The 26,095-nt window shown below is 59.3% G+C and carries 28 protein-coding genes and 1 tRNA gene; 7 read left to right on the top strand and 22 right to left on the bottom strand.

The window, feature by feature from the left end:
• Positions 1 to 223 precede the first annotated feature (223 nt).
• Both PMI25_RS05625 and PMI25_RS05620 read left to right on the top strand, forming a co-directional pair.
• Positions 224 to 1,405, top strand: coding sequence for a cyanate transporter (locus PMI25_RS05625; protein WP_007963306.1), 1,182 nt, complete (start codon positions 224 to 226; stop codon positions 1,403 to 1,405).
• A 200-nt stretch (positions 1,406 to 1,605) separates the two neighbouring features.
• Positions 1,606 to 2,541 carry a LysR family transcriptional regulator gene (locus PMI25_RS05620; RefSeq protein ID WP_007963305.1) on the top strand — a complete coding sequence of 312 codons (936 nt, stop codon included), beginning with the start codon at positions 1,606 to 1,608 and terminating at the stop codon, positions 2,539 to 2,541.
• A 3-nt stretch (positions 2,542 to 2,544) separates the two neighbouring features.
• On the opposite strand, the gene PMI25_RS05615 is transcribed toward PMI25_RS05620, so the two are convergent.
• The 7 genes from PMI25_RS05615 to PMI25_RS05585 form a co-directional block, all read right to left on the bottom strand.
• Complete coding sequence (locus PMI25_RS05615; protein WP_007963304.1) at positions 2,545 to 2,910, bottom strand: 5-carboxymethyl-2-hydroxymuconate Delta-isomerase; 366 nt, start codon at positions 2,908 to 2,910, stop codon at positions 2,545 to 2,547.
• 52 nt (positions 2,911 to 2,962) lie between these two features.
• Positions 2,963 to 4,171 carry a low temperature requirement protein A gene (locus tag PMI25_RS05610; protein ID WP_007963303.1) on the bottom strand — a complete coding sequence of 403 codons (1,209 nt, stop codon included), beginning with the start codon at positions 4,169 to 4,171 and terminating at the stop codon, positions 2,963 to 2,965.
• Positions 4,172 to 4,345: 174 nt separating this feature from the next.
• Positions 4,346 to 5,266 (bottom strand): LysR substrate-binding domain-containing protein, encoded by a 921-nt coding sequence (locus PMI25_RS05605; RefSeq protein WP_007963299.1) that lies wholly within the window; start codon positions 5,264 to 5,266, stop codon positions 4,346 to 4,348.
• Positions 5,267 to 5,354: 88 nt separating this feature from the next.
• A complete protein-coding gene (locus PMI25_RS05600; protein WP_007963295.1) occupies positions 5,355 to 7,439 on the bottom strand; it encodes a DUF6311 domain-containing protein in 2,085 nt (694 codons plus the stop codon).
• Positions 7,436 to 7,822, bottom strand: coding sequence for a GtrA family protein (locus PMI25_RS05595; protein ID WP_007963294.1), 387 nt, complete (start codon positions 7,820 to 7,822; stop codon positions 7,436 to 7,438). Before PMI25_RS05595 ends, PMI25_RS05600 begins: the two co-directional genes overlap by 4 nt.
• On the bottom strand, positions 7,819 to 8,529 hold the full coding sequence (locus PMI25_RS05590) for a class I SAM-dependent methyltransferase (protein WP_007963293.1): 711 nt from the start codon (positions 8,527 to 8,529) through the stop codon (positions 7,819 to 7,821). Before PMI25_RS05590 ends, PMI25_RS05595 begins: the two co-directional genes overlap by 4 nt.
• A 3-nt stretch (positions 8,530 to 8,532) precedes the next feature.
• Positions 8,533 to 9,498, bottom strand: coding sequence for a glycosyltransferase family 2 protein (locus tag PMI25_RS05585; protein ID WP_007963292.1), 966 nt, complete (start codon positions 9,496 to 9,498; stop codon positions 8,533 to 8,535).
• Positions 9,499 to 9,774: 276 nt separating this feature from the next.
• Between PMI25_RS05585 and PMI25_RS05580 the strand changes: the two genes are divergently transcribed.
• Positions 9,775 to 9,966 (top strand): YegP family protein, encoded by a 192-nt coding sequence (locus tag PMI25_RS05580; RefSeq protein ID WP_007963291.1) that lies wholly within the window; start codon positions 9,775 to 9,777, stop codon positions 9,964 to 9,966.
• Positions 9,967 to 10,099: 133 nt separating this feature from the next.
• Here PMI25_RS05580 and PMI25_RS05575 read toward each other — a convergent pair whose 3' ends face one another.
• From PMI25_RS05575 to dapA, 7 genes are all read right to left on the bottom strand, one after another.
• On the bottom strand, positions 10,100 to 10,282 hold the full coding sequence (locus tag PMI25_RS05575) for a hypothetical protein (protein ID WP_007963290.1): 183 nt from the start codon (positions 10,280 to 10,282) through the stop codon (positions 10,100 to 10,102).
• On the bottom strand, positions 10,279 to 11,010 hold the full coding sequence (locus PMI25_RS05570) for a zeta toxin family protein (RefSeq protein WP_007963289.1): 732 nt from the start codon (positions 11,008 to 11,010) through the stop codon (positions 10,279 to 10,281). The genes PMI25_RS05575 and PMI25_RS05570 overlap by 4 nt, the downstream gene beginning before the upstream one ends.
• 203 nt (positions 11,011 to 11,213) lie before the next feature.
• Positions 11,214 to 11,303 (bottom strand) — tRNA-Ser (locus PMI25_RS05565).
• Positions 11,304 to 11,387: 84 nt separating this feature from the next.
• The gene (gene purC / locus PMI25_RS05560) at positions 11,388 to 12,101 is read right to left on the bottom strand and encodes a phosphoribosylaminoimidazolesuccinocarboxamide synthase (protein ID WP_007963288.1); all 714 of its coding nucleotides are present in this window, start codon (positions 12,099 to 12,101) and stop codon (positions 11,388 to 11,390) included.
• 28 nt (positions 12,102 to 12,129) lie between these two features.
• On the bottom strand, positions 12,130 to 12,891 hold the full coding sequence (locus tag PMI25_RS05555) for an MBL fold metallo-hydrolase (protein ID WP_007963287.1): 762 nt from the start codon (positions 12,889 to 12,891) through the stop codon (positions 12,130 to 12,132).
• A 4-nt stretch (positions 12,892 to 12,895) separates the two neighbouring features.
• The gene (gene bamC / locus PMI25_RS05550) at positions 12,896 to 14,011 is read right to left on the bottom strand and encodes an outer membrane protein assembly factor BamC (protein ID WP_007963286.1); all 1,116 of its coding nucleotides are present in this window, start codon (positions 14,009 to 14,011) and stop codon (positions 12,896 to 12,898) included.
• A gap of 17 nt (positions 14,012 to 14,028) precedes the next feature.
• Positions 14,029 to 14,907, bottom strand: a complete 879-nt coding sequence (dapA, locus tag PMI25_RS05545) for a 4-hydroxy-tetrahydrodipicolinate synthase (protein WP_007963285.1) — start codon at positions 14,905 to 14,907, stop codon at positions 14,029 to 14,031.
• A 324-nt stretch (positions 14,908 to 15,231) separates the two neighbouring features.
• Between dapA and PMI25_RS05540 the strand changes: the two genes are divergently transcribed.
• Positions 15,232 to 15,792 (top strand): glycine cleavage system protein R, encoded by a 561-nt coding sequence (locus PMI25_RS05540; protein ID WP_007963284.1) that lies wholly within the window; start codon positions 15,232 to 15,234, stop codon positions 15,790 to 15,792.
• 10 nt (positions 15,793 to 15,802) lie between these two features.
• Positions 15,803 to 16,276 carry a peroxiredoxin gene (locus tag PMI25_RS05535; protein WP_007963283.1) on the top strand — a complete coding sequence of 158 codons (474 nt, stop codon included), beginning with the start codon at positions 15,803 to 15,805 and terminating at the stop codon, positions 16,274 to 16,276.
• A gap of 124 nt (positions 16,277 to 16,400) precedes the next feature.
• On the opposite strand, the gene PMI25_RS05530 is transcribed toward PMI25_RS05535, so the two are convergent.
• Positions 16,401 to 17,471 carry an AI-2E family transporter gene (locus PMI25_RS05530; protein ID WP_007963281.1) on the bottom strand — a complete coding sequence of 357 codons (1,071 nt, stop codon included), beginning with the start codon at positions 17,469 to 17,471 and terminating at the stop codon, positions 16,401 to 16,403.
• A gap of 32 nt (positions 17,472 to 17,503) precedes the next feature.
• Complete coding sequence (locus PMI25_RS05525) at positions 17,504 to 17,743, bottom strand: sulfurtransferase TusA family protein (RefSeq protein WP_007963279.1); 240 nt, start codon at positions 17,741 to 17,743, stop codon at positions 17,504 to 17,506.
• Between the two features lie 98 nt (positions 17,744 to 17,841).
• Here PMI25_RS05525 and PMI25_RS05520 point away from each other — a divergent pair, with 98 nt between their 5' ends.
• On the top strand, positions 17,842 to 19,275 hold the full coding sequence (locus PMI25_RS05520) for a M48 family metalloprotease (protein ID WP_007963277.1): 1,434 nt from the start codon (positions 17,842 to 17,844) through the stop codon (positions 19,273 to 19,275).
• A gap of 75 nt (positions 19,276 to 19,350) precedes the next feature.
• Here the strand turns inward: PMI25_RS05520 and PMI25_RS05515 are convergent, their stop codons facing one another.
• The 4 genes from PMI25_RS05515 to rpoE all read right to left on the bottom strand — a co-directional run bounded on the left by PMI25_RS05515 (position 19,351) and on the right by rpoE (position 23,162).
• Positions 19,351 to 20,781, bottom strand: coding sequence for a DegQ family serine endoprotease (locus PMI25_RS05515; RefSeq protein ID WP_007963275.1), 1,431 nt, complete (start codon positions 20,779 to 20,781; stop codon positions 19,351 to 19,353).
• 210 nt (positions 20,782 to 20,991) lie between these two features.
• A complete protein-coding gene (locus tag PMI25_RS05510; protein ID WP_007963271.1) occupies positions 20,992 to 21,954 on the bottom strand; it encodes a MucB/RseB C-terminal domain-containing protein in 963 nt (320 codons plus the stop codon).
• 8 nt (positions 21,955 to 21,962) lie between these two features.
• Positions 21,963 to 22,550, bottom strand: coding sequence for a sigma-E factor negative regulatory protein (locus PMI25_RS05505; protein WP_007963269.1), 588 nt, complete (start codon positions 22,548 to 22,550; stop codon positions 21,963 to 21,965).
• Between the two features lie 30 nt (positions 22,551 to 22,580).
• Complete coding sequence (gene rpoE / locus PMI25_RS05500; protein ID WP_003172477.1) at positions 22,581 to 23,162, bottom strand: RNA polymerase sigma factor RpoE; 582 nt, start codon at positions 23,160 to 23,162, stop codon at positions 22,581 to 22,583.
• A gap of 558 nt (positions 23,163 to 23,720) precedes the next feature.
• On the opposite strand from rpoE, the gene nadB reads away from it, so the two are divergent.
• On the top strand, positions 23,721 to 25,337 hold the full coding sequence (gene nadB / locus PMI25_RS05495) for an L-aspartate oxidase (RefSeq protein ID WP_007963268.1): 1,617 nt from the start codon (positions 23,721 to 23,723) through the stop codon (positions 25,335 to 25,337).
• Here the strand turns inward: nadB and PMI25_RS05490 are convergent.
• Positions 25,306 to 25,758 carry a protein YgfX gene (locus PMI25_RS05490; RefSeq protein WP_007963267.1) on the bottom strand — a complete coding sequence of 151 codons (453 nt, stop codon included), beginning with the start codon at positions 25,756 to 25,758 and terminating at the stop codon, positions 25,306 to 25,308. The two genes, nadB and PMI25_RS05490, sit on opposite strands and share 32 nt — an antisense overlap.
• The gene (locus tag PMI25_RS05485; RefSeq protein WP_007963266.1) at positions 25,742 to 25,996 is read right to left on the bottom strand and encodes an FAD assembly factor SdhE; all 255 of its coding nucleotides are present in this window, start codon (positions 25,994 to 25,996) and stop codon (positions 25,742 to 25,744) included. Before PMI25_RS05485 ends, PMI25_RS05490 begins: the two co-directional genes overlap by 17 nt.
• Positions 25,997 to 26,095 lie beyond the last annotated feature (99 nt).

Raw genomic sequence — 26,095 nt, 5'->3', positions numbered from 1 at the left:
GTGATTGGCAAGATAAATCCGTCCCGTGTAGGAGCTGCCGCAGGCTGCGATCTTTTGATCTTGATCTTGGTCTTGAAAAACAAGATCAAAAGATCGCAGCCTGCGGCAGCTCCTACAGTGGGGAGAGTCATATTTAGTTTTTAAATAATGCTCGGGAAATCTGATTTGCCGATACGTGCGCTGCGCCGCCTAATCGTCAGCCTCCGCAATCCAGAGTCTGCCGATGGAAAATGTCCGCGCCACCACCCGCCCCGCTGTCTGGCTGATGTTCGGGATCATCCTCGTCGCGCTCAACCTGCGTCCCTCCATGGCCGCCGTCGGGCCGTTGTTGTCGGCGATTCGTGGCGATATCCCGCTGAGTTTCAGTGTGGCTTCGCTGCTGACCATGCTGCCGGTGATGGCGATGGGGCTGGCGATGTTTTTCGGTATCGGCATCAGCCGGCGCCTGGGCGAGCAACGCACGGTGATCCTGTCGTTGTTGATCATCGGCCTGGCGACGCTGTCGCGGCTGGTGCTCGATTCGGCAACGCAGTTGATTGGCAGCGCGGTGCTGGCCGGGATGGGTATCGCCCTGATTCAGGCGCTGATGCCGGTGCTGATCAAGTCACGCTTCCCCGACCATGTGGCGCTGTGCATGGGCCTGTATGTCACGTCGATCATGGGCGGCGCCGCGCTCGCCGCCTCATTCTCGCCGCTGGTGCTGCTGCAGACCGGCAGCTGGCGGATCGGGCTGGCGATCTGGGCGGCACTGGCCTTGCTCGCGTTGCTGGCCTGGTGGACACAGTCGATTCCGCCATCCATCCAGAACACGCCTGTAGGAAAAGAGTCCTTCATGCGTAATTCCCGTGCCTGGCTGCTGGCCCTCTTCTTCGGCCTCGGCACGGCATCCTACACCTGCGTACTCGCCTGGCTGGCGCCGTACTACGTGGAACAAGGCTGGAGCGAACAGCACGCCGGGCTGCTGCTGGGTTTTCTGACCGCCATGGAGGTGATTTCCGGGCTGCTGACGCCGGCCATCGCCAACCGCAGCCGTGATCGCCGTGCCGTCCTCGCAGCGTTGCTGCTGCTGATCATCGGCGGCTTCTGCGGACTGATCCTCAGCCCGCAACACCTCAGCTTGCTGTGGCCCTGTCTGTTAGGGCTGGGGATTGGCGGCTTGTTTCCGATGAGCCTGATCGTCTCGCTCGATCACCTCGACAACCCGCAGCGCGCCGGCAGCCTGACCGCGTTCGTGCAAGGCATCGGCTACTTGATCGCCGGACTTTCGCCGCTGCTCGCCGGAATCATCCGCGACCGCCTCGGCAGCTTTGAATGGGCTTGGTGGTCGCTGACCGCAGTGATGGTGGTGATGCTGCTGATAGTGCTGCGCTTTGACCCTCGGCAGTACGCCCGATACATCCGTTGAAGCCGAATGCCGCCGCCGGGCTAGAGGCCTGTTGCCATCTTTTTGCGCTTTATTTGCCGACGTCGTGTTACTAAAACTTTCTGTCCCACTGGCGACATCGAAACGTCCTACAGGGCTTTGTCCTGGCACCATCGTTCCGCTACGATCATGCGCACACGTTTGCGCGGATTCAGCGCAAGGAGCACAGCGGGACGGAACGGATGCTGAACAGTAACTTGCTTCGAAAGCTCGACATGCAGGACCTCATGGTGTTTATCGCCGTGTATGAGCAAAGCAGCGTCACGGATGTCTCGGAGACGCTGTGCGTCAGCCAGTCCACTGTCAGCTACTGCCTGAAAAAATTGCGCACCAGTTTCGAAGACGAGTTGTTCATCAACACCCGCACGGGCATGCGTCCCACCTACAAGGCCGGCACCATGTACGGTCATGTGCAGAAGATCCTCGAAAGCATCAACCTGTGCCACGCCGGCGCCCCGGCCTTCGATCCGACCCGGCAAGCGGTGACCTTCAATATCTGTGCCCCGGAATACTTTGAGCAACTGGTGTTGCCGCGCCTGTTGAAGCGTTTCGACTTCGATGATTTGCCGGTAGTGGTCAACATGCACAAGTTCGAGACCGATGTGCCCGCCGACGAACTGCGCGACGGCAGTCTCGACCTGGTGATCTGTTTCGGCCCCAACTTCCACCGCAGCCACACCGACCTTAAATCGCGGATGCTGCTGGAGGACGATCTGGTCTGTGTCTTCGACAAACGCGCCACGCCGCTGGAGCCGCGCCTGAGCCTGCAGGCCTTCACCGAGCGGCGCCATGTGTTCCCGACGCCGTGGACTTCCACCACCAACATGGTCGATGGCTGGCTGGCGCGTCAGGCGCAGAAACGGCAGATCGTCGCGCGCTCCAACAGCTACAGCGCGGCATTGAAAATGATCACCGGCACCGACTTCATCCTCACCTTGCCCCGACGCATCCAGCGCCTGCTGACCAAAGAGACGGTATTCAATCACTGCGAGGCGCCGAACGGTTTGCCGGGGTTCACGCTCGACATGCAGTGGAGCCAGAGCGCCGATCAGGACAGCGCCAACGTCTGGCTGCGGGAGCAGGTGATCAAGGTCTGCAGTGAGCTGGAAGCGGCCTGAGTCCTACACGCCGATGGCGGTCTTGGTGTAGGAATCGCGGTCGATATCGAGCAATTCCACACACAACTGCACTTCGACTCCGGCCGGCCATTCGCACAAATCCTGCAACACCGCCAGCAGGCTATCCGAGAGCTGCTTCTTGATCTGCGGCGAGCGACCACTGAGCAGCGCCAGTTTCACATGGACGAAAGCGCGCTCGCCGATGCCGGTACCGACCTTGAAGGTCTCGACCTTCACCGCCCGGCTTTTGATATCGAACTCCGCAGCGAACTGACCGGAACCCACCAGCGTGTTGTTGAGCCGGATCAACGCCACATCAGCGTTCAACTGCGGCAGGTTGGCGGTGTATTCCATGTGCAGGTGTGGCATGGGGTGCTCCAGTCGGTCGGCAGAAAAGTCGTACATATACCACAGCGCTGGCCTACTCTCCTGCGGCTTTTTCCGAGGTTATCGAGGCCGACGCCTGACGCAATGCCAGGCTTTCCCACAGCGCTACCAGCACCACGATCGCCGTGGTCAGCGCCCCGAGCATCAGCGCCGAAAACCAGTGATTCAACGCCAGCGGCAGCGCCAGCATGAGCAACACCAGCCCCGCCACATGCGACAAGGGTGGCAGCGGCCGGTCGGACATGACCCACTTGAACAGAGCATTGCCCAACAGAAACAGCCAAGGCCCGCCCACGATCACCAGGATCCCGGCGTCACTGGCATGATCCGGATGCACCAGCACCAGTTCGTCGGCCACCGCACTGACGATCACTCCGGCAACGATCAGCACGTGCAGGTAGGTGTAGGCGATGCGCGCCTGACGACCGGGATCGCTCGAATGCGCGATGCGGTGATGCGCGCGCTCGGCGCCGCTGTCGAAGTACACCCACCACATGCCGATGCTGCCGAGCACCGCCACCAGAAACGCCATGACCCCGGTGGTACTCAGCGTCAGCTCGGCGAACGTCGCGCCGGTCACCAGCAACGATTCACCAAGAGCGATAATCACGAACAGCGCACAGCGCTCGGCCATGTGATTGCCTTCGACGTTCCAGTCACTCAACGACGAACGCCCCAGCCCCGGCACCCAGAAATACAACGAAGGTGAAATCAGTTCGATCGCCAGCGCCAGCGCCCAACACAACAAACGTTGCTGCCCGTCAAGAAATGCCCCGGCGATCCAGAACACGCCGGAGCACACCAACCACGCCAGAATCCGCTGGAAATTGCGGGTCATGCTCAGCGACTCGCCACGCACCGCCCAGATCGCGAACAGCGTACGCCCGATCTGCATGAACACGAACGCCGAGGCAAACATCAGCCCGCGCTCGGTGAAAGCCTTGGGGATCGAAGACGACAGCAGCAGACCGGCGATCATCAGCCCGAACAGGCCGAGGCGGATCGGCAGTTTTTCCGGGTCGAGCCAATTGGTGATCCACGAAGTGAAAATCCACACCCACCACACCGCGACCATCAACAGCGCCACCTGCACCGCGCCCAGAATCGACAACTGCGCAAGCAGCGAATGCGAGAGCTGAGTCACGGCAAACACGAACACCAGATCGAAAAACAGCTCGACCATGCCAACCTTGCCGCTGTCGAGACTGCCGCGCCCACGCAGCAACGAACGGGAAATGCTCATGGGGGCCGGCCTCCGCCAAGGTTATTGCCATTGAGCAAAGCAGGCAGACCAGACGAACGCAAACCCTTGTAGGAGTGAGCCTGCTCGCGAAAGCGCTGTGTCGGACAACATTGTGGAATGACACACCCTCATCGCGAGCAGGCTCACTCCTACAGGGGAGATTTGTGGTGGGATTCAGGGCGCGGTCAGTGGCCGTTCACTCATGAACGCCTCAAGCCGCGAACGCAGCCAGCGCTCGGCCGGATCACTGTCGACGTGGCTGAGCCAGACCATCGACAGATCCAGCATCGGCGTCTTGAACGGGAACGGTTCCTTGAACAGCCTCCCGGAGGCAGCCATGGCTTCAGCGGTGTAGTCCGGCAGGCTGGCGATCAGGTCGGTGCCGGCCAGCAACGCTGGCAGCGCACTGTATTGCGGCACCGACAACACCACATGCCGGGTGCGGCCGATTTCCGCCAGCCACTCATCGGCATAGCCGCTGATGTTGGCCGTGTGCGACACCAACACATGCGGGCGCGAACAGTATTCATCGAGGGTCAGCGGCGAATCCGAGGCATCGGCGCGCAGGATGCTCGGCTGGATATGCCGCAGCAATTTGCGCTTGGCATTCGCGGGCAGGCCTCGGGTCTGGCTGATGCCGACGGTGATGTCGCCGGCGGCCAGCAGATCGGGGATGCGCCAGTAATCGACGTGTTGCACCACGAACACCACGCTCGGTGCCTCTTGGCGCAGCGCCCGCAGCAACGGTGGCAGCAGGCCGAACTCGACGTCATCGGACAGGCCGATGCGGAACGTCATGTTGCTCACGGCCGGGTCGAAATCGTGGGTCAGGCTCAGCGCCACCGACAGCGAATCGAGCGCTGGCGACAGGTACTTGAACAGTTCCTCGGCCCGGGCCGTCGGCTCCATGCGATGGCCGACGCGAATGAACAGCGGATCATTGAACATCGCACGCAAGCGATTGAGCGCCGAACTGATGGTCGGCTGGCCGAGAAACAGCTTCTCCGCCGCCCGGGTCACGTTGCGTTCGAGCATCAAGGTCTCGAACACCACCATCAGGTTGATGTCGGCCTTGCGTAATTCATTTCGATTCATCCATTGCCCCCGCTCCCCAGACTGCCGGCAGTGTATGAAGTCCTTGGGATCGCCGTCTATCAGACGATTGGCGGTTTGTTCGACAATTTCACTGAACCGTCAGGGTTTTCAAGCCCAACCCCATGACTCGCGCATCGTCATTGAAGCCGAGTTTTTGCGGGCTGACTGCATCGGGCAGATGCAATCGGACATTCAGATATTCCTCGGCTGCCTGCGCCGCGCTGAGCGGTATTTCCAGCCGATTGCCCTGCACCTGAGTCAGCCGCGTCGACAACGCCTCTACACCATTGATGCTGACGATCACTCGCTGACTGAGGTTCGGCGGCATGGCAAAGGCCAGGGCATCAATCACCAGCGCATGCGATCCGGGAGCGACGCGCAGTCGCAGTTCCGCATCCTGTCCATCACTCCAGGTGCCCCACGCTTCCGGTGTGGACCAGCCTTTGACCAGTTGCCGGGTGCTGCGGTTGAACGTCTGCACCAGTCCCGGCTGGCTCAACGGGATCGACGACAGCGCTCGCCCCTGATCGACCATCGCCAGACAGTCATTACAGTGTTTCCAGCCCGGGGCCAGCACGACAAAGTCGTCGACGCGGGTCAACAGATCGGTGTCGCTGTGAATGCTCTGTACCGCCAACTCCAGCGCGTCGTCATCAAGGATGTACAGCGAATCGCTGTCGTACTGGCCGCTGGCGAGATGGCTTTGCGTCGTGCGCAACAGCTTGTCCAGCGCCTTGGGGCTCGTACGCCCCAGGTAAGCCGCGTCGGTTTTCAACCCATGGGTGCCGGCAAAATCGGCAATCGCCTGCCACTGGTCCGGCAGATTTTTCGGTGTCACGGCACGGACGCTCTTGTAGTGCGCCGCCGCACTGGCCCAGAACGGATCATGCATCGGGCTGGCCCAGGCTGAGGCTTCGGGCAGCATTTTCGCTGCTCGCAAACCTGCCCAGGCAATCCGGGTGTCGGCGACTTGCGCCACCAATGCCAGCGCCAGCAGCCCCATGGCGATACGCGGTCGATAACCACGCACCACCAGGTAGGTGAGCAATATCACGATGGCGTAGAACACCGGCCAGAACATCCGGCCCGAAGCGCGAAAAATACTCGCTACACGCAGCACGAATTTCGGCAGCGGATAGCCGAACGCCTGCAGGCCGATCCCGATCTGATTCGACAGGGCGAACAGCGTCAACCCGATGAACGCCAACAACAGGAACGGGCGACTGCACAACAAAGCCTTCAACGAGATACCACTTCTGTACCAGGCGATTGCCGCTCCTGGCACCAGCAACAGGACGCCCAGCCCCAGGTAGTTGAAACCTTCGTAATCGCCTGCGCCATTGGGAATGTTTGGCAAGACAAACGACCAGCCGTCGGCATCCACCAGCGACAGCAGGTTCATTCGGTAAAAGCCGAAACCGCCGCTCGCCGCGCCATCGGTAATACTGAAATAACCCGCCTGCCAGCAGCACACGCTCACCAGCGCGAACAAGCCGCCCAGCTCGATAAGGACCTGACGGCGCGTCAGCTTGCCGACCCACAACTTGCCAACCAGATCCGCGACCCAGATCAGCGCCACCATGCCCAACAGGTACGCATGAACCAATGCCGTCACGGCGAGCAATGCCCCCCACGCCAACCGTCGGCGCTCAAGTGCCGGTTGGAGCGCCAGATACAGCGCCGCGAGAATCAGGAAGTGCCCGGCCAGCGAAAGATGTCCACCGGTACGCAGAAACATCGGCGGCGAAAACACCAGGAACCCGGCGCCGAGCAAGCGCAATAGGGGGTTGTCGGTGATCAAGCCGAGCAGCTTCCAGGCAAACCAGGCTTGCAGAATGAAACACGCCAGCAGCCATAAACCGAAATACTGGAACGTCTCCGGCAACCAGCCATTGAACGGTTTGAACAGCAGCGCCAGCAGCGGATTGGAGTCGGAAAAAATGATCGCGCTGCCCAGTTCCATCCCATAGGACGGGTTCAGCCCGAGGGGAAAGGTCCAGGGTGAATGGCGAAAGAATACCCAACCCAGGTAATGCGTCGCCGGATCACCGTCCTTGAGCCAGGCAATGTTTTGCGGGTCCAGAGCCCGCGGGCCGATCACCAGAAAAAACGCCAGCGCGCCCAACAGCAGCGGCAACAGCGCGAGGGCCGGATGTTTATTCAGTTCCCTCATCGATACGTCCAGAAGTTATGCAGCACAAAGGTGAACGCCGGAATGATCAGCGCTACGGCGCCGATGCCCAGCAAGTAATGAAGCCCGGCGATCTGCGCCGCCCACGCGACGAACATGGCAAGGCAGAATCCACCACAGGAAACCAGCATGAAGCGCAGCAGGGTTTTGCCATGCAAACGGGCCGAAAAACTCCAGGTGGTGTTGATCACATAGGACACCACCGTCGCCACGGCAAATGCCACGCCGTTGGCGAGTGGCGGTTGCGCTGCAACGAAATTGATGAACAGTACCGCCACCAGTGCATGCAGGGCGGTGACGAACAGACCGGTCACGGCAAAGCGCAAGCCGCGCTGAATCAACGCCGATCTGTCGGCTGAGGTCACGGTTTACGCGCCAGCACAAACACGCTCAGACCAGCCAGACGATTGCTGCCCATCAGCGGCAGTTCAAGGCTGCACAGGGTTTTGAGCACGCCGTTGACCAGCGGATGATGGCGCTTGAGCTGCGACTGCGGTGCCGCGGCCTGCGGTCCTTTGGGCAGCAAACGCAACGCTGCCGCGATCGGAAACACCGCACCGAAATAGTAGGCACCGCGCTGCACGGTCAAACCGGCGTCACGGGCCAGGGTTTCAAACTGCGGCAGCGTGTAGCGGCGCTTGTGTTCAAGGAAGTCGTCGTGACCACTCCAGAGAAACTGAAAGGCCGGCACGGTCATCAGGAAACGGCTGCCGGACGGTACCTTGTCAACGTAAGCCTTGAGTAGACCGAGGTCATCGTCGACATGCTCCAGTACGTCCATGAGCAGCACCAGATCGGCGTCGATGGCGCCGATATCGCGGCGGTAATGCACCGGTTTGCCGGCAGTGGTCGCATCGGAATCGGCGGGGTAACTGATGTCGACGCACCACGCTTCCTGCGCCGAGGTTCGGGTCAGCAGATGGTGCGAGAAAAATCCCGACCCGGCGCCGACGTCGAGAATCCGCGTAACTGGCGCATCACCGAGCAGACGACGGGTCGCCGCCGCTTTGGAGCAATAATACCAATGCTTACCGATGCTGTCACCGAGGATGTCGGTTTCCTTGAGATCCATGTTTCAGTCCTTGGGGTCGTAGACGCGACGCACCAGAAAAACCGGCCGGCGTTTGGATTCGATATAAGTGCGCCCGAGGTACTCGCCGAGTACGCCGATACCAATCAATTGCAGGCCACCGAGGAACGTCACGGCCACCATCAGCGAGGCATAACCGGGCATGTCGACGCCGTGGATCAGCGTGCGCAGCACAATAAAAATGGCAAAGGCAAAAGATACCAGCGAGACCACCGCGCCGATGTAAGTCCATATCCGCAGCGGTTCGGTACTGAAACTGGTGATGCCTTCCAGGGCAAAGTTCCACAGCCGCCAGCCGTTGAACTTGCTCTGCCCTGCCACGCGCTCTGGCCGCTCGTAATCAACATGAGTGGTGCGAAACCCGACCCAGGCGAACAAGCCCTTCATGAAGCGCCGGGACTCGGGCAAGGTCAGCAAGGCATCGACCACGCACCGGTCCATCAGGCGGAAGTCACCGACGTTTTCCGGCAGCGGTTGCTCGGCGATCTTGTTGTGCAGGCGGTAGAACCAGTGCGCCGACGTCTGCTTGGCCCAGGTGTCGCTGCGGCGGCTGATGCGGTGACCGAGCACCACTTCATACCCTTCGCGCCAACGCTCGATCATTTGCAGAATGACTTCGGGCGGGTCCTGCAGATCGGCATCGATAGGCACCACAATCTGCCCGATGGCGATCTGCAAGCCGGCGGATAACGCCGCCTCTTTGCCGAAGTTGCGGCTCAGATCGACGATGCGCAGCCGCGAGTCGTGCCGCTGACGATCCAGCAGCCGCTCAAGTGTGGCATCCGTACTGCCGTCATTGATGAACACCAGCTCCAGAGCAATCGACGCCTGGTGCTGGAAGACTTCATCGATGCGCTGAATGAACGCGTCGAGACTGTCCTCCTCGTTAAAAACCGGGACAACCAGCGATAACGTGACCCGTGTGGCCTGTGCCGTTCCATGCTCAGTCAAGGGAATGCTCTTTTTATAATGTTTGTCGGTCGTCGAAACATTTTCAACGCCATGAGCCGTCCCGTATTAAGCAGTAGCGTCGATAGCCTTGCAAGGTGCAAATGACGCCATTTTGGCCAATCCAGACGCCGATGCGTGCGCTCTAGCCCGCGCTCTTCAGAAACATCTGCCAACGATTGGAAACAAATGCCCGATAGCGAAAAAACCTCGCTCCGCTAGGCTTGCGACGATGCACCACACAGGTTGGCGCAAACACCATCGCAAGGAGCGAACTGAATGTATTTCGAGATCTACAGGCAATCCCGAGGCACCCCGAGCACCGGCAAAGGCCAATGGCGCTGGAGACTGCGGGCGGGGAACCACGAGACGATTGCCAGTGGCGAATCCTATGTAAACAAGGCCGACTGTTTACATGTGATCGAGTTGATCAAGGGTGTGCAGGGGGAGACGCCGGTGAAGGAAATTTAAGCGGTGCGGTCCGTTCTCTCGAGCGGGCCGGCTTCAGAACCACGCAAATCAGAGGCCGATCAGGTATTTTTTTTCCTGAAAATGAAAAAGCCCAGCAATAACGCTGGGCTTTTAGCCCGGAAGTCTTACGACTTTACTTGGAAGACTCTAATTTAATTTTTTTGGCAGTCCGAATTATCGCTTTTTGCATCTCAATCGCTTCATTTGCTGCAACAAGATACGCTTCACGTCTTTCTTCTATGGACCCAGTATGGAAAAAAGCCGACATCGGGGTCGATAATGCTTTTTCCTTGATTTCGTCGCTTTCGCCTTTCATAAGGCTACTCCGTTCAAAATACATTCCAGTTCGTTCTGATCATAGGGCTGGTTAACGAACCGGTCAATTTCATCAGCTGAAAGGTTGATACCAATGTCAGCATTCCCGCCATCCGTGTTTTTAAGGATCACATCCACCTGCAACGAATCGCCCAATTCTCGCTTCAACTCACAGACAGATGCTTTTGCAGCATAAAACTGCCTCACAAATTCGCGGCATGGAATGTTTCGCCCCTCCGTTTCCTCACGCGCAAGGACAAATTCCCACGCTAACTCGGGCCGTTGATAAACGTAAATGATCTGTACAGACCTATTTTTTCTATCAATAGAGCGCAGAATATTTCTTCTCGCGACCTCTGGATTAGCTAGCGTCCCATCCAGCAAAAATGACTGGTCTTGCTGATAGACCAAATCAAGAGTCCGCTCGACTATGGCTGTTACCGCTCGCTGAAAAAGGCTGGAGTTATTTCCACTGTATTCAGCAAAGAATCCCCTGAAGTCATCCGGGTCGATCCTCAGTGCACGTGAGCCGCCAGCCCCGATCACATTGATAAACGCTTTGGATACTTCCGTTTTCCCCGCTCCCGGAGAACCAGCCATGAAAACTGACACAGGGTGATCCTCTCGTGGATGCCTGGTCAAACACGCAACTTCACGCGCGATGCGGGTGCGATTGGCTTTGGCAAAGGCTAATGCGCGTTCAGATATGCCCTGCTCCAGTGATGTCATCGGTTTCTCCCTAAAGTGAACTGAATCTACCACCCCTCATGAGCACGAACACATCCAGCATAAAAACAAAAAAGTATCCTTCCGTGACAACAATTGACTCAGTCACCAGAGGGCACGCACAACTCATCGCCCTGCTATCGCATTTTTTCAACAGAAACAAAAAAGCCCCGTAGCTCTTCAGCTACGGGGCTTTTTCTATGTAATGGCGGAGAGATAGGGATTCGAACCCTAGGTACCGGTGAAGGTACAACGGATTTCGAATCCGTCCCATTCGGCCACTCTGGCATCTCTCCAACGGCGCGCATCATAACAACACTTCTGCCGAAAGCAAACCCTCTTTCGAAAATTTTCTTCGTGCTATCAGATGCTTGCGTCGATTAAAGCGGTACACCCAGACGATTGGCGACTTCTTCGTAGGCTTCGATGACGTCACCGAGGCCCTGGCGGAAGCGGTCTTTGTCCATCTTCTTCTTGGTGTCCTTGTCCCACAGACGGCAGCCGTCCGGGCTGAACTCGTCGCCGAGGACGATCGAGCCGTCGCTGAACACGCCGAATTCAAGCTTGAAGTCCACCAGCAGCAGGCCTGCGTCGTCGAACAGTTTGCTCAGGACTTCGTTGACCTTGAGCGACAGTTCTTTCATGCGCGCCAGTTGCTCGGCGGTGCCCCAACCGAATGCCACGACGTGGGATTCGTTGATGAACGGATCGCCCTTGGCGTCGTCCTTGAGGAACAGTTCGAAGGTGTACGGGTTGAGCTTCATGCCCTCTTCGACGCCCAGACGTTTTACCAGGCTGCCGGCGGCGTAGTTACGCACGACGCACTCGACCGGTATCATGTCCAGCTTCTTCACCAGGCACTCGTTGTCGCCCAGCAGTTTGTCGAATTGGGTCGGAATGCCGGCCGCTTCGAGTTTCTGCATGATGAAGGCGTTGAACTTGTTGTTCACCATGCCTTTGCGGTCGAGCTGCTCGATGCGCTTGCCGTCGAACGCCGAGGTGTCGTTGCGAAACAGCAGGATCAAGCGGTCAGCGTCGTCGGTCTTGTAAACCGATTTGGCTTTGCCGCGGTAGAGTTCTTCACGTTTTTCCATGATGGGCTCCGCTTGCTAAGTAGATGGGCTAGGCGATATCGCGCCAGTCGAGCCCTGGATCTTGATCGGCCAGTTGCAGCCAGTCCGGGTCGCACCCGAGGGTGTCGACGAAACATTGCCGGGCCAGCTGCGGCAGGTTGTTCTTGCTGCTCAGGTGGGCGAGAACCAGATGCTGCAAGCCCTGCCACCCCAACTCGGCCACCAGGAATGCCGCCTGATGGTTGTTCAAATGTCCCAGCTCGCCGCCCACCCGTTGCTTGAGAAAGTACGGATAGTGACCACGGGCCAGCATGTCGCGGCAATGGTTGGACTCGATCATCAACGCATCGAGATCCCGATAGCCGTCCAGCACCCGCTCGCAGTAGGAACCCAGGTCGGTCAGCAGGCCGAAGCGCCGCTGCTCGTTGTCACTGAATACGTACTGGGTCGGCTCCTGCGCATCATGGGCCACGGCAATGACCCCGATGTTCAGTGCGCCGATCTGCAGCTGCTCGCCGCCGGCCAGAAAGCCTGCGGGTTCGATCGGTTTGCGCATCCCGCGCAGTGTGCCGCGACTGAGGTAGACCGGTAGATTGTAGCGCCGAGACAGCAAACCCACGCCATGCACGTGGTCGGCATGTTCGTGGGTTACGAGTATCGCGCTCAGTTGCGCCGGGTGAACCCCCAGACGCAACAGGCGTTTTTCGGTTTCCCGCAGGGAAAAACCACAATCCACCAGCACATACGTATCAGCGCTGGCGATCAGCGTGCCGTTCCCTTGGCTACCGCTGCCGAGAACGGCAAAGCGCATGTGATCAGCCCAGGTTGTCCTGAATCACGCTCAACACTTTGCGCGCCACATCGGCTGGCGCGACGGTGTTGATATTCTTCTCGACGGTGACCTGAACGTTCTCGCCGACCTTGCTCAGGCGCACCTGATAACGCTCGGCGCGGGCTTCAACTTCTTCCTTGGTCGGCGCACTGCCGAACAGGCTGCTGAAGAAACCAGGCTTGTCGTCCTTCTTCTCGGCTTTTTCGGCCAGGTTGATGTAGTACAGGCCCAGGCTGCGGTTGATGTCTTCAACGCGCCACTGACCTTGCTCCAGCGCACGACCGACGCTCGACCAGGCACGATCCAGATCCGGACCGACGTTCAGTACCGGGTTGCCGCTGCCGTCTTCGCTGAGGCTGACACGGCTTGGGGTATCGAAATCACGCGAAGCCAGCATCGACACCGAACCGCCCTTCTCGGAGATCCGGCTCATGCTCGCGAGCATGTCGTCGACCAGCGCTGCATCCAGGCCAGTGTTGACCGAGCGGTTGGTGAAATCGACGTCGGCGGTGCTGCCGGCAGGACGCTCGGCGCTGACCACGTAGATTTCACTGGTGTTGCGCTGCACGCCTGGCTCGATACGCACCCGCACGCGGGTTTCGCTGTCGGAACCGACACCGGCGGCGCTCAGGCGCTTGGCCACAGCGGCGGACAGTTCGTCGGAATGCTGCCAGGTGGTGGTGAATTCACCGGTTTGCGGACGCTGCTCATCCAGACGGAAACCGTTGTCCTGGAAGAACTGCACCGCCACTGGCCACACTTCAGCCGGTGGGTGCTGGGCCACGACCCAACGCGAGTCACCGCTCTTCTGCAGCGAGTAGTCGGTCGCCTCGGCAACCGCCGTCAGCGGTTGCGGGCGCGGCACCACGTATTCGCCCTTGGCGGTGTCATCAGCCACGTTGCGCGGGATCGGCAACAGCGGATCCAGACGCTTGGAGGTGCTGACATTCGGTGGCAGTTGCATCGGTGCAGTCTGTTGCGCTTCCAGGTAATCGCTACCACGGTCACGGAAATAACCTTCCGGGCCCCAGACCCATCCGCAGCCACTGGTGCTGGAGATAATCAAGGCAAGTGCGGAAAGTCCGGCCATTCGCTTCATGCGTTGTACTTCCTCAATTAAACCAGGACGCTGCACTGGCGCAGGGCCGTGCGAAGCGTTTCATGACAAGGAGCGCTCAGCCAGGTCAACGGCAGGCGGATGCCTTCGTGCATCAGGCCCATTTCAACCAAAGCCCACTTCACCGGAATCGGGTTGGCTTCGATGAACAGGTCCTTGTGCAGCGGCATCAATTTTTCGTTGATCGCCCGTGCGGTCTCGGCGTCGCCGTTCAGCGCAGCCTCGCACAGGTCAGCCATTTCGCGCGGGGCGACGTTGGCCGTTACGGAGATGTTGCCTTTGCCACCCAGCAGGATCAGCTCGACCGCAGTCGGATCATCGCCGGACAGCACGATGAAGTCCTTGCTCACGCCGTCGATGATGGCTTTGGCGCGTTTCAGGTCGCCAGTGGCTTCCTTGATGCCGATGATGTTCGGCACGGTGGACAGGCGAATCACGGTCTCGGCCTGCATGTCGCAGGAGGTGCGGCCGGGAACGTTGTACAGAATCTGTGGAATGTCGACCGCTTCGGCAATGTGCTTGAAGTGCTGGTACAGGCCTTCCTGAGTCGGCTTGTTGTAGTACGGCACCACCAGCAGGCAGGCGTCGGCACCGGCTTCCTTGGCGTTGCGGGTCAGCTCGACGGCTTCGCGGGTCGAGTTGGCGCCGGTACCGGCGATCACCGGGATGCGGCCTGCGACCTGCTTGACCACGGCTTTGATGACGGCGATGTGCTCTTCTACATCAAGGGTCGCCGATTCGCCGGTAGTGCCGACCGCGACAATGGCGTGGGTACCGTTTTCAAGGTGGAAGTCCACGAGTTTTCGGAGGCTGTCCCAGTCAAGACGCCCTTGTGCATCCATGGGTGTGACCAGTGCCACCATACTGCCCCGAATCATGAAAACGCTCCTGCCGGAAAAAGAGAGCGGTAATGGTACTGGCGCCAAGATGCTTGCACAAGCGAAGTACTGCGCCGCCATTCCCCTTGGCGTCGGTTTTCGCTACCCTTCAGACTTTGATCGGTACAGATCAGCTTGTACGCCGGGTTCCAGCCTCCCTTTTCGGCCTCCCAGGTCCCGTTCCAGCGTCGCTGCAGCACGCTCCACCATTATTGGAGCGAATTGCGAGCCGTGGCCCGGGGCTTTCTGAATCGGCACGCGCAGAAACTCCCGACGGCCAACGCCCATCGACCTACCGACCGCTCATCGCTTTAGGAATGCTGCATGTCCACCCCCACAGTTCGCGAACAATTCCTTGTCATCAGTGCCCTTGGCGCCAACCCCATGGAGCTGACTAACGTCCTGTGCCGCGCCAGCCATGAAAATCGCTGCGCCGTGGTCACCTCCCGCCTGACTCGCCATGGCGAATGCAGCGCCCTGGTGCTGGAAATCTCCGGCAGCTGGGACGCTCTGGCCCGCCTCGAAGGCAGCCTGCCGACCCTGGCCAAGCGCCACGCCTTCACCGTCAACGTGGTGCGCAGCGCGGCACTGGAAAATCGTCCGCAGGCCCTGCCCTATGTGGCTTATGTCAGCTCGGCATATCGCCCGGACATCATCAATGAGCTGTGCCAGTTCTTCATGGATCACAACGTCGAGCTGGAAAACCTGACCTGCGATACCTATCAGGCGCCGCAGACCGGCGGCACCATGCTCAATGCCACGTTCACAGTGACCCTGCCGGCCGGCACCCAGATCAGCTGGCTGCGCGACCAGTTTCTGGACTTCGCCGACGCAATGAACCTGGACGCGCTGATCGAACCTTGGCGCCCACAAAACCCAATGTAAGGAAGCTTTCATGCCCGTTGTCATCGACCAACCGGTTGCGGATTTCGAAGCACCTGCCACCAGCGGGCAGACCGTCAGCCTGTCTGCCCTGAAGGGCAAGCAAGTGGTGATCTACTTCTATCCGAAGGACAGCACTCCGGGCTGCACCACCGAAGGCCAGGGTTTTCGTGACCAGTACGCGGCGTTTCAGGCTGCCAACACGGAAATCTTCGGCATTTCCCGCGACAGCCTGAAGTCCCACGAGAACTTCAAGTGCAAGCAGGAGTTTCCGTTCGAGCTGATCAGCGACAAGGACGAAGCCGTCTGCCAGCTGTTCGACGTGATCAAGCTGAAAAAGCTGTATGGCAAGGAATACCTGGGCGTTGATCGCAGCACGTTCCTGATCGACAGGAACGGTGTACTGCGTCAGGAATGGCGCGGCGTGAAAGTGCCGGGGCATGTGGATGCGGTGCTGGCTGCGGCTCAGGCGCTGAACAAGGCCTGATATTTCTGCGTCGTTTTCACTGACGCCTTCGCGAGCAAGCTCGCTCCCACATTTGGAATGCATTTCAAATGTGGGAGCGAGCTTGCTCGCGAAGGGGCAATAAGCCTCAGCGAATAGCTCGGCTCTAAAGCAATGGAGCCACCACAGGCTCCTTGCGCGGCCAGGCATCCAGCACGGCCTTGAACAGCGTCGCCAGCGGAATCGCAAAGAACACACCCCAAAATCCCCAAAGCCCGCCAAACAGCAGCACCGCGCAGATGATTGCCACCGGGTGCAGATTGACCGCTTCGGAAAACAGCAACGGCACCAGTACGTTGCCATCCAGGGTCTGAATGATCCCGTAGACCGCCATCAGATAGATGAACTGATCGCTCCAGCCCCACTGGAACAACGCAATCAGCAACACCGGCACAGTCACCACCACCGCGCCGACGTACGGCACCACCACCGACACCCCGACCAGCAATGCCAGCAGCGCTGCATAGTTGAGGCCAAGCGCGACGAACGCGATGTAAGTCACGCCGCCACAGATCACGATCTCGATGACCTTGCCACGAATGTAGTTGGCGATCTGCCGGTTCATTTCCTGCGCCACGCGGGTGATCAGCGCTCGCTCACGGGGCAGATAGCCACGCACCCACTCGCCGATCATGGCCCGATCCTTGAGGAAGAAAAACACCAGAATCGGTACCAGCACCAGATAGATCATGATGTTGACCAGCAGCGGCAGGCTCGACAGCGAGAAGGTCAGCGCCCACTGTCCGAACTTGCCGATTTCGCCACGCGCTGCTTCGATGGCCTGCAGCACCTGCTCGTCAGAGACCAGATGCGGATAGCGCTCGGGCAGCAACAGCAGCAGCGACTGCCATTTGGCGAGCATCCCCGGCAACTCGTTGAACAGCGTGATCAACTGATGCCACAGCAGCGGCAACACCACCACGATGAACACCAGCAACACGCCCATGAACAGTGCAAAAACCAGCCCCACCGCCGCCGCGCCAGGCACGCGCACACGCTCCAGTGCGAGTACCAGCCCCTGCATCAGATACGCCAGCACCATGCCGGCCAATACCGGCGCGAGCATGCCACCGAGTGTGAGCACCGCGGTAAAGGCGAGAAACAGCAGCACCGCCAGCACCACCGCTTCTTCGTCGGAAAAGTAGCGCTGAATCCAGTCGCGTAACACTTTGAACATCAATAATCCTTAGGTCTTTTACGCTGTCGGTTTCAGGCTTTTTTCAACCAGTAACGGTAGACGCCTGCTTCGTCTTCTTCGCGCAGCAGCGTATGACCGGCCAGACGGGCAAAGGTGCGGAAGTCGCGCTGCGAACCTGCATCCGTGGCGATCACCTTGAGCACCGCGCCGCTGGGCAACTTGTTGAGCTCCATCTTGGCCTTGAGCAACGGCAACGGGCAATTCAGGCCACTGGCGTCCAATTCACAGTCATGGGCTACAGCGTCAGTCATTGCGTCACTCCGGTTCAGGTGGTTGAGGCGCCTAGAATATCTGGTCGCAAGCCCGGTGTCCGGCTACAGTAAGGTCTTTGTCTTCTAAGGCTTTGTGCATGACATTTCTGCGCCCTACCCTGCTGACGCTCGCTTGCCTGCTCGCCTCACCGGGCTTTGCCGACGATCTGCCGTCACTTGGCGACGCCAGTTCTGCCATCGTCTCTCCGCAACAGGAATATCAGTTGGGCCGCGCCTGGCTGGCGATGTTGCGCAGTCAGGTTGCACAGCTCAACGATCCGCAGCTCAAAGACTACGTCGAATCCAGCGTCTACAAGCTGGTGGAAACCAGCCAGGTCACCGATCGGCGCCTGGAATTCATTCTGATCAACAGCCCGCAACTCAACGCTTTCGCGGCACCGGGTGGCGTGGTCGGGGTTAACGGCGGCCTGTTTCTCAACGCACAGACCGAAGGTGAATACGCCTCGGTACTGGCCCACGAACTGGCTCACTTGTCACAACGCCACTTCGCGCGCGGTGTAGAAGCTTCGCAGCGAATGCAGGTGCCGATGATGGCGGCGCTGCTGGCCGGCATCGTGATTGCCGCCGCCGGTGGCGGTGATGCCGGGATCGCGACCATCGCCGGTACTCAGGCCGCAGCCATTCAGTCGCAACGCACCTTCTCGCGCCAGAACGAGCAGGAAGCCGACCGCATCGGCATCCTCAACCTGGAAAAGGCCGGATACGACCCGCGCTCGATGCCGACCATGTTCGAACGCCTGATGCGCCAGTATCGCTTCGACGCCAAGCCGCCAGAATTTCTGCTGACTCACCCGGTGACCGAATCGCGTATCGCCGACACCCGTAACCGCGCAGAACAAGCACCGGCGGGCGGCATCGAAGACAGCATGCGCTATCAACTGATTCGCGCCCGCGTTCAGCTGATCTATGAAGAAACCCCGGGACTGGGCGCCAAGCGCTTCCGTGCACAACTGGATGAAAATCCGAAAAACGACGTGGCGCGCTACGGCCTGGCGATCGCTCAGATCAAGGGCGGCCAGCTCAACGAAGCCCGGGAAAACCTCAAACAGCTGCTGGCCAAGTCGCCCAACGAGATCATCTACAACCTCGCGCAGATCGACCTGGACATTACCAATAACCGTCTGCCGGATGCGCAAACGCGGGTGGACCGAATGCTCACCCAGTATCCGGGCAACTATCCACTGAATCAGGTTCGGGTCGACCTGTTGCTGAAACAGAATCGCACCGCCGACGCGGAGAAAGCCCTCGACAGCCTGCTCAAATCCCGTCCGAATGATCCTGACGTGTGGTATCAGGTCGCGGAAACCCGTGGTCTCTCTGGCAATATCATCGGTCTGCACCAGGCTCGCGCCGAGTACTTCGCGCTGGTCGGCGATTATCGTCAGGCGATCCAGCAGCTCGACTTTGCCAAGCGCAAGGCGGGCAGCAACTTCCCGCTGTCCTCGCGGATCGATGCACGCCAGCGCGAGCTGATGGAGCAGGAGCGCATGATCAAGGATATGATGGGCTGAGTTTTCCTCGACAAATGTTTCAGGCATAAAAAAACCGCCTCTTTCGAGGCGGTTTTCTATTTCACCGCTAGCGGATTATTCAGCCAGTTTGAAGGTGATGAAGCTCGCGCGACCTTCACGCAGAACGCGCATCGACACCGAACGATTCTTCGGCAGCGCCTTGGCGATCTCGGCGAACTCCTTGGTGGAGCCGATGGCCTGGTTGTTCAGGTGAGTGATCACGTCACCCGGCTGCAGACCGATCAGTGCCGCAGGACCATCCTGAACATCCTTGATCACCACACCACCCTTGAGGTCGTAGGTTTTCTTCTGCTCGGCGGTCAGCTCGATCACCGAAACACCGAGGCGGTTGCTGCTGCTTTCCGCGCCGGACTTTGGCAGTGCTGCCAGCTCTTTGTCCTCGTCCGGAATTGCGCCGACGGTCAGCTCGACATTCTTGCGTTTGCCGTCACGGATCACTTCGAGGTTGGCCTTGGCGCCTGCTTTCAGCGCGCCGACCAGGTGTGGCAGGTCGGCGGACATGACGATCGGCTGACCGTTCATGCTCAGGATCACGTCGCCCACTTGCAGGCCACCCTTGGCTGCCGGACCGTCATCCTGAATCTGTGCGACCAGCGCACCGGCCGGTTTATCAAGACCGAACGACTCGGCCAGATCCTTGTTCACTTCCTGGATGACCACGCCCAGCCAGCCGCGGCTGACCTTGCCACCGCTTTTCAGTTGATTGGAAACGTCCATCGCCACGTCGATCGGAATGGCGAACGACACACCCATGAAGCCACCGGAACGGGTGTAGATCTGCGAGTTGATCCCGACCACTTCACCGTTCAGGTTGAACAGCGGGCCACCGGAGTTACCCGGGTTGATCGGCACGTCGGTCTGGATGAACGGCACGTAGTTTTCGTTCGGCAGGCTACGGCCGACGGCGCTGACAATACCTTGGGTCACGGTGTGGTCAAAGCCGAACGGCGACCCGATCGCCACGACCCACTGACCCGCCTTCAGGTCCTGGGACTTGCCGAGCTTGAGCACCGGCAGATCCTTGCCATCGATTTTCAGCAGGGCCACGTCGGAGCGTGGATCGGTGCCGATCAGCTTGGCTTTCATTTCACTGCGATCTGCCAGACGCACGAGGATTTCGTCGGCATCGGCAATCACATGGTTATTGGTCAGGATGTAGCCATCCGAGGAAATGATGAAGCCCGAACCCAGCGATTGCGCTTCACGCTGACGATCGCCGCGCGGCGAACGCTGCTGAGGCGGCATGCCGCGCTCGAAGAACTCGCGCAACATCGGCGGCAAGCCTTCCAGGTCAGGCATCTGCTGGTTCACCTTGCGATCCGGCAGCTTCTGCGTGGTACTGATGTTCACCACTGCAGGCGAGGCCTGTTCAACCAATTGGGTGAAATCCGGCAGGTCGGCCGCCTGGACAGCGGGGACAGCCTGACCCAGCACCAGCACGGTGGCGAAAATGGACAGATAAGACTTCAAGCTAAGTATCGACATACAGCTCCCGTTACGACGAGCAGGGTTAAGCGATATGGAGCAAGGAACACCGGGAACCGCGGGCCGGTATTTTTGTTCCGGGAACGACAGACAAGGCCAGAGCCGTGAGGCTCTGACCTATAAAAAACTTTCGGTTGATTTGCAAATGAAAATGCTGAGCAAACATTTCATCTACGTCTCGAAGAAGAAGTGGAAATGACTGAAATCAGCTCACTGCTTGCTGGTTGCAGCACCATCGTTGCGCATTGAAAGGGCAATCCTTTCGGCCGTGCCGATTGGAATTTCGCCGACCACCGTCACCATCATCTCACCCTCAGGCGTAGTGAGGCGGCGGGAAACAGCGACAGTCGGCCCCAACTGCGTGCGGGTGTCGGTCACTGTTGCACCGTTCAACGGCTCAAGAAATACCGAAAAACGCGCAAGCCCGTCGTCATACATCAGGCTGCTGACCTGAGTCTTGGTTTGCGGATCTTTGTGCGAGGTGCTGCTGGTCAGTACGAAGCCTGGGGGCAGCCAATCAGAATGCCAGACCTGAGTCGCCTTCACGGCAGAAGCCTTGTCACTATCAATAGTAACGGCCTTGCACTCGGTGCCAGCCTGCAGGTCTTTGTCCGACGGGGCTTCAGCGGTATCGAGGCTGGTGAACTGGAAACGCTCGAGTAGCTGTCCCTTGTCGTTGAGCAACAATGACTTCAGTGGCAAGCCGGTCTGTTTATCCAGATGAAGTTCGAAACCATAGCGATGCTGGTCGCGAGGCGTGAGCGATACGATAACCGCATCACGCCCGGCCACGCGCGACTTGCCGATGACGGCAAGCTCATACCAGTTTTTCAGCTTTTGGGGATCAAGCGAACGAGCGGTCGAGTTGGGAGAGTCTCCCAACCCCGCAATCAGGGTGCCGCTGACGCATTGAGTATGCCCATCAACACGTACGACTTCCTGAGCCGAGCCGTCGAGCTGTAGCAAGCGCTCGCGGACCTGACCGTTCTGGACACGATGCCAGATATTGTGGGTAGAAAAACTACCGTTACGCTCGTATACGAAAGTGCCTTGGAAGCTTTGCTGCTGCTCGGCCTGACCCAGGCGGATCAGCCAGTCCTGGGCCTCGTCGGCATGGGCTGGAACAATGAACCAGCCGCTAAGCAGAAGCGAAAGTAGAGGTATGGCGCGCATGATCCTCCTTAACGGTTTTCCATGCTTGCTGCACGCGCATAAGGCAGAGCGCTTTCAGTACCTTTCAATGCAGCCTGCTGGGCATGCTGACGCAGATAGCCTGGCAGACGCTGATCGTGCCAGCCTGGCTGACCTTGCAGGACGCCATTGGCCATCGGGCCAGTGGATTCCGAGCTTTCCTTGTAACCAGCCAGGACAGCCGGGCCCTTGACCTGCGGTGCAACCAGCGAAGGCTGATTGGACTGCTGGGCCAGCTCGACGCCAGCGATTTCGTCCTGGTTATACAGGCGCACGCCGGCCAGTACTGCAACGGTCACCGAAGCTGCAACGGCCAGACGACCCAGGTTGCGCCAAGGGCCGCGGGATACTTTGGCTGGAGCCGTTTCGTCTTCCAGCGCAGCAGAAACTGCCGCAGCAATGTCCAGACGCGGAAGCAGCAGATCCTTGTGCATGGCTGCCCGAGCGATCTGATAACGAGCCCAGGTCTCACGGGTTTCAACATCGTCCAGTGCATTGATCACTCGACGCAATTCCAGTTCGTCCGCTTCGTTATCCATCACTGCGGACAGCGATTCCTGCAGGGCTTCACGACTCATGGCGTTCCTCTCTTGGCTGTCGCCGCTGTCTCAGTTTTCCTGCAACAACGGCTGCAGGGCTTTATCGATGGCCTCCCGGGCGCGGAAAATCCGGGAGCGCACGGTACCCACCGGACACTGCATGACGCTCGCAATGTCCTCGTAACTCAGACCATCGAATTCACGTAAAGTTAAAGCCGTACGTAAATCCTCTGGCAGTTGCTGAATGGTTCGATGGACGGTGCCTTCGATCTCATCCCGCAGCAATGCGCGTTCCGGTGATTCGAGATCCTTGAGGCCATGATCGCCGTCGTAGAACTCTGCATCTTCAGAACTTACATCGCTATCCGGCGGCCGGCGGCCGCGTGATACCAGATAGTTCTTTGCCGTGTTGATGGCAATGCGGTAAAGCCACGTATAGAACGCGCTGTCTCCGCGAAAGTTTCCTAGTGCCCGGTAGGCCTTGATAAAGGCTTCCTGAGCCACATCCTGGGCTTCATGGGTGTCGTGCACGAAACGCACGATCAACCCGAGAATTTTGTGCTGATATTTCAGCACCAGCAGATCGAAAGCTCGCTTGTCGCCACGCTGAACGCGCTCGACCAGCTGCTGATCCTCTTCCTGGGTTAGCATGAACACTCCTCGATAAGCATGGAGGAGGCTTGCATAACTAAACGACCAGACTTGCAAACATAGACTCGGGCTTTTCGCAAAAGTTCTCCCCCTCCAGGCAAGTTTCCTGCGGGCTCTGATTTGGCACGCACGAAAAACGCAGCGCGGGATAAACCGGCTGCGCGAATAATCTTGTCATCGGTTCGCCGGCAAAAACCCAATCGCAGGTTCTGCATTGAAGCCGACACTGTCCCGTGCTTCTGGCAACTGACTATTGATCTTGGGCCTCTGGCAAAAGTTCCAATTATTTATAGCCGCGCTGAAGCGACATCGAGCAACCGTGTGCTGAAAAAGCCTGTTTCATCCTCGATACAGTCGCCTTTTTCCAAAACGACAGAAAAAAACGTCCGACGAAACGTCAAGCTTTTGTCGTCACAGTAGTTTCACAATGCCATACGAGCCCGGCTATTGTGCCGCTCCACCCCTCTATATACTAGTGGGCTGTGTGGCTGTCTTGACTCGCCGATCCAGCTGTCTTGCGCCAACCCCGATCCGGGTCGCTTTGAGCGGAATCCTGAAATGAGCCAACAGTTTCAACACGATGTTCTGGTGATTGGCAGCGGCGCTGCCGGTTTGAGTCTCGCGCTGACCCTGCCGGGTCATTTGCGCATTGCCGTATTGAGCAAGGGCGATCTGGCCAACGGCTCGACTTTTTGGGCCCAGGGCGGCGTCGCTGCCGTGCTGGACGATACCGATACTGTCGAATCCCACGTCGACGACACTCTGAACGCCGGCGGCGGTCTGTGCCATGAAGACGCGGTGCGCTTCACCGTCGAGCACAGCCGCGAAGCCATCCAGTGGCTGATCGACCAGGGCGTGCCGTTCACCCGCGACGAACAGTCCGGCACCGAAGACGGCGGTTTCGAATTCCACCTGACCCGCGAAGGCGGCCACAGCCATCGGCGCATCATCCATGCCGCCGACGCAACCGGCGCAGCGATTTTCACCACCCTCCTCGCCCAGGCCAAAGAACGCAGCAACATCGAACTGCTGGAGCAGCGAGTTGCCGTTGATCTGATCACCGAACGCCGTCTGGGCATGAGTGGCGAGCGCTGCCTCGGCGCCTATGTGCTGAATCGCGCGACCGGCGAAGTCGACACCTACGGCGCACGCTTCGTGATCCTCGCGTCCGGCGGCGCCGCCAAGGTCTACCTCTATACCAGTAATCCCGACGGTGCCTGCGGTGACGGCATCGCCATGGCCTGGCGCTCGGGCTGCCGAGTGGCGAATCTGGAATTCAACCAGTTCCACCCCACTTGCCTGTACCACCCACAGGCCAAAAGTTTCCTGATCACAGAAGCCTTGCGTGGCGAAGGCGCGCACCTGAAGCTGCCCAACGGTGAACGATTCATGCCGCGCTTCGACAAACGTGCCGAGCTGGCGCCACGCGACATCGTCGCCCGCGCCATCGACCATGAAATGAAGCGCCTGGGCGTCGACTGCGTGTATCTCGACATCAGCCACAAGCCTGAAGCCTTCATCAAAAGCCACTTCCCGACCGTCTACGAACGTTGCCTGGGTTTCGGCATCGACATCACCAAACAGCCGATCCCGGTCGTGCCGGCGGCGCACTACACCTGTGGTGGGGTAATGGTCGATCAGCATGGTCGTACCGACGTGCCGGGGCTGTACGCCATCGGCGAAACCAGCTTCACCGGCCTGCACGGGGCCAACCGCATGGCCAGCAACTCGCTGCTCGAATGCTTCGTCTATGCCCGCTCGGCGGCAGCGGACATTCTTGCGCAACTGGATGACGTCACCGCGCCAACCGCCCTGCCCGAGTGGGACGCCAGCCAGGTAACCGATTCCGATGAGGACGTGATCATCGCCCACAACTGGGATGAGCTGCGCCGCTTCATGTGGGACTACGTCGGCATCGTGCGCACCAACAAGCGCCTGCAACGGGCGCAGCACCGCGTGCGTCTGTTGCTGGACGAGATCGACGAGTTCTACAGCAACTATAAAGTCAGCCGCGACCTGATCGAGCTGCGTAATCTGGCGCAAGTCGCCGAACTGATGATCTGCTCGGCCATGGAGCGCAAGGAGAGTCGCGGCCTGCATTACACCCTCGACTACCCGAACCTGCTGCCCGAGGCGCTCGACACTATTCTGGTGCCGCCCACCTACGCCGGCTGAACTTGAGCCGCACTCGCAGGCGTCGGTGCACATCCGCAGCCTGCGAGTCTCGCGGTACACAGATCGAGCGCACCCGCCGCTCGCCGCGCAAACGAAAGCGCAACACCACGATCAACGGCAACGCCAGGCTGTCAGGGCGCAGCTGCACCGCTTGCCAGCCGCCCGCCTGGTTCCACAACTGCCAGCCATCGGCGTCGCGGCGCAATCGGCAAAAAGCCTGCGGATGCTTCAGCAGAATCTGCCGTGGCAACACCCACGCGGCGTGCAGCAGACAGGCGAAGGCCCCAAGCAGACAGGCCCAGAGTGGAATCGTCAAAAGAAACAACACACCCAGAGCGAACGACTGGGCCAACAGATACGCCGCCAGCAACTGCCGTGAGGCATGCCAGCGGCATTCGAACGTGTTACTTGGGCTGAACACGGTCCAGAATCATCCGGACCATGCGCTGCAGCTCCGGGTCTTCGGATTCGCTGCGCTCCATGAACCAGCCGAACATGTCCTGATCCTCGCAGGTCAGCAGACGCACATACAAGTCGCGATCGACCTGATTGAGGTGCGGATAGACCTCTTGCACGAACGGCACCAGCAGCACGTCAAGTTCCAGCATGCCGCGACGGCTGTGCCAGAAGAGGCGATTGAGTTCAACTTGTTCGACCATGGAGCCCTCCTCAAATAGGCGCGCAGTATACAGCCCCGGCGCGGGTCGCACAGTCGGCTTTGGTCGGGCACCACCGATCCTTTATCAACTACCCATTTC

It is taken from the genome of Pseudomonas sp. GM30 (assembly GCF_000282275.2).
Classification (GTDB): Bacteria; Pseudomonadota; Gammaproteobacteria; order Pseudomonadales; family Pseudomonadaceae; genus Aquipseudomonas.
This window is presented reverse-complemented; position numbering and strand designations above follow the sequence as displayed.

Coding starts and splice junctions, on each gene's coding strand:
- PMI25_RS05615 (WP_007963304.1), bottom strand. CDS start 2,910: ATGCCACACCTGCACATGGAATACACCGCCAACCTGCCGCAGTTGAAC.
- PMI25_RS05530 (WP_007963281.1), bottom strand. CDS start 17,471: ATGTTCAAAGTGTTACGCGACTGGATTCAGCGCTACTTTTCCGACGAA.
- PMI25_RS05540 (WP_007963284.1), top strand. CDS start 15,232: ATGTCCACCCCCACAGTTCGCGAACAATTCCTTGTCATCAGTGCCCTT.
- PMI25_RS05575 (WP_007963290.1), bottom strand. CDS start 10,282: ATGAAAGGCGAAAGCGACGAAATCAAGGAAAAAGCATTATCGACCCCG.
- PMI25_RS05610 (WP_007963303.1), bottom strand. CDS start 4,171: ATGAGCATTTCCCGTTCGTTGCTGCGTGGGCGCGGCAGTCTCGACAGC.
- PMI25_RS05590 (WP_007963293.1), bottom strand. CDS start 8,529: ATGGATCTCAAGGAAACCGACATCCTCGGTGACAGCATCGGTAAGCAT.
- PMI25_RS05535 (WP_007963283.1), top strand. CDS start 15,803: ATGCCCGTTGTCATCGACCAACCGGTTGCGGATTTCGAAGCACCTGCC.
- PMI25_RS05625 (WP_007963306.1), top strand. CDS start 224: ATGGAAAATGTCCGCGCCACCACCCGCCCCGCTGTCTGGCTGATGTTC.
- PMI25_RS05515 (WP_007963275.1), bottom strand. CDS start 20,781: ATGTCGATACTTAGCTTGAAGTCTTATCTGTCCATTTTCGCCACCGTG.
- PMI25_RS05555 (WP_007963287.1), bottom strand. CDS start 12,891: ATGCGCTTTGCCGTTCTCGGCAGCGGTAGCCAAGGGAACGGCACGCTG.
- PMI25_RS05600 (WP_007963295.1), bottom strand. CDS start 7,439: ATGAGGGAACTGAATAAACATCCGGCCCTCGCGCTGTTGCCGCTGCTG.
- PMI25_RS05605 (WP_007963299.1), bottom strand. CDS start 5,266: ATGAATCGAAATGAATTACGCAAGGCCGACATCAACCTGATGGTGGTG.
- bamC (WP_007963286.1), bottom strand. CDS start 14,011: ATGAAGCGAATGGCCGGACTTTCCGCACTTGCCTTGATTATCTCCAGC.
- PMI25_RS05570 (WP_007963289.1), bottom strand. CDS start 11,010: ATGACATCACTGGAGCAGGGCATATCTGAACGCGCATTAGCCTTTGCC.
- PMI25_RS05505 (WP_007963269.1), bottom strand. CDS start 22,550: ATGAGTCGTGAAGCCCTGCAGGAATCGCTGTCCGCAGTGATGGATAAC.
- PMI25_RS05485 (WP_007963266.1), bottom strand. CDS start 25,996: ATGGTCGAACAAGTTGAACTCAATCGCCTCTTCTGGCACAGCCGTCGC.
- rpoE (WP_003172477.1), bottom strand. CDS start 23,162: ATGCTAACCCAGGAAGAGGATCAGCAGCTGGTCGAGCGCGTTCAGCGT.
- nadB (WP_007963268.1), top strand. CDS start 23,721: ATGAGCCAACAGTTTCAACACGATGTTCTGGTGATTGGCAGCGGCGCT.
- PMI25_RS05520 (WP_007963277.1), top strand. CDS start 17,842: ATGACATTTCTGCGCCCTACCCTGCTGACGCTCGCTTGCCTGCTCGCC.
- PMI25_RS05525 (WP_007963279.1), bottom strand. CDS start 17,743: ATGACTGACGCTGTAGCCCATGACTGTGAATTGGACGCCAGTGGCCTG.
- PMI25_RS05620 (WP_007963305.1), top strand. CDS start 1,606: ATGCTGAACAGTAACTTGCTTCGAAAGCTCGACATGCAGGACCTCATG.
- purC (WP_007963288.1), bottom strand. CDS start 12,101: ATGGAAAAACGTGAAGAACTCTACCGCGGCAAAGCCAAATCGGTTTAC.
- dapA (WP_007963285.1), bottom strand. CDS start 14,907: ATGATTCGGGGCAGTATGGTGGCACTGGTCACACCCATGGATGCACAA.
- PMI25_RS05510 (WP_007963271.1), bottom strand. CDS start 21,954: ATGCGCGCCATACCTCTACTTTCGCTTCTGCTTAGCGGCTGGTTCATT.
- PMI25_RS05580 (WP_007963291.1), top strand. CDS start 9,775: ATGTATTTCGAGATCTACAGGCAATCCCGAGGCACCCCGAGCACCGGC.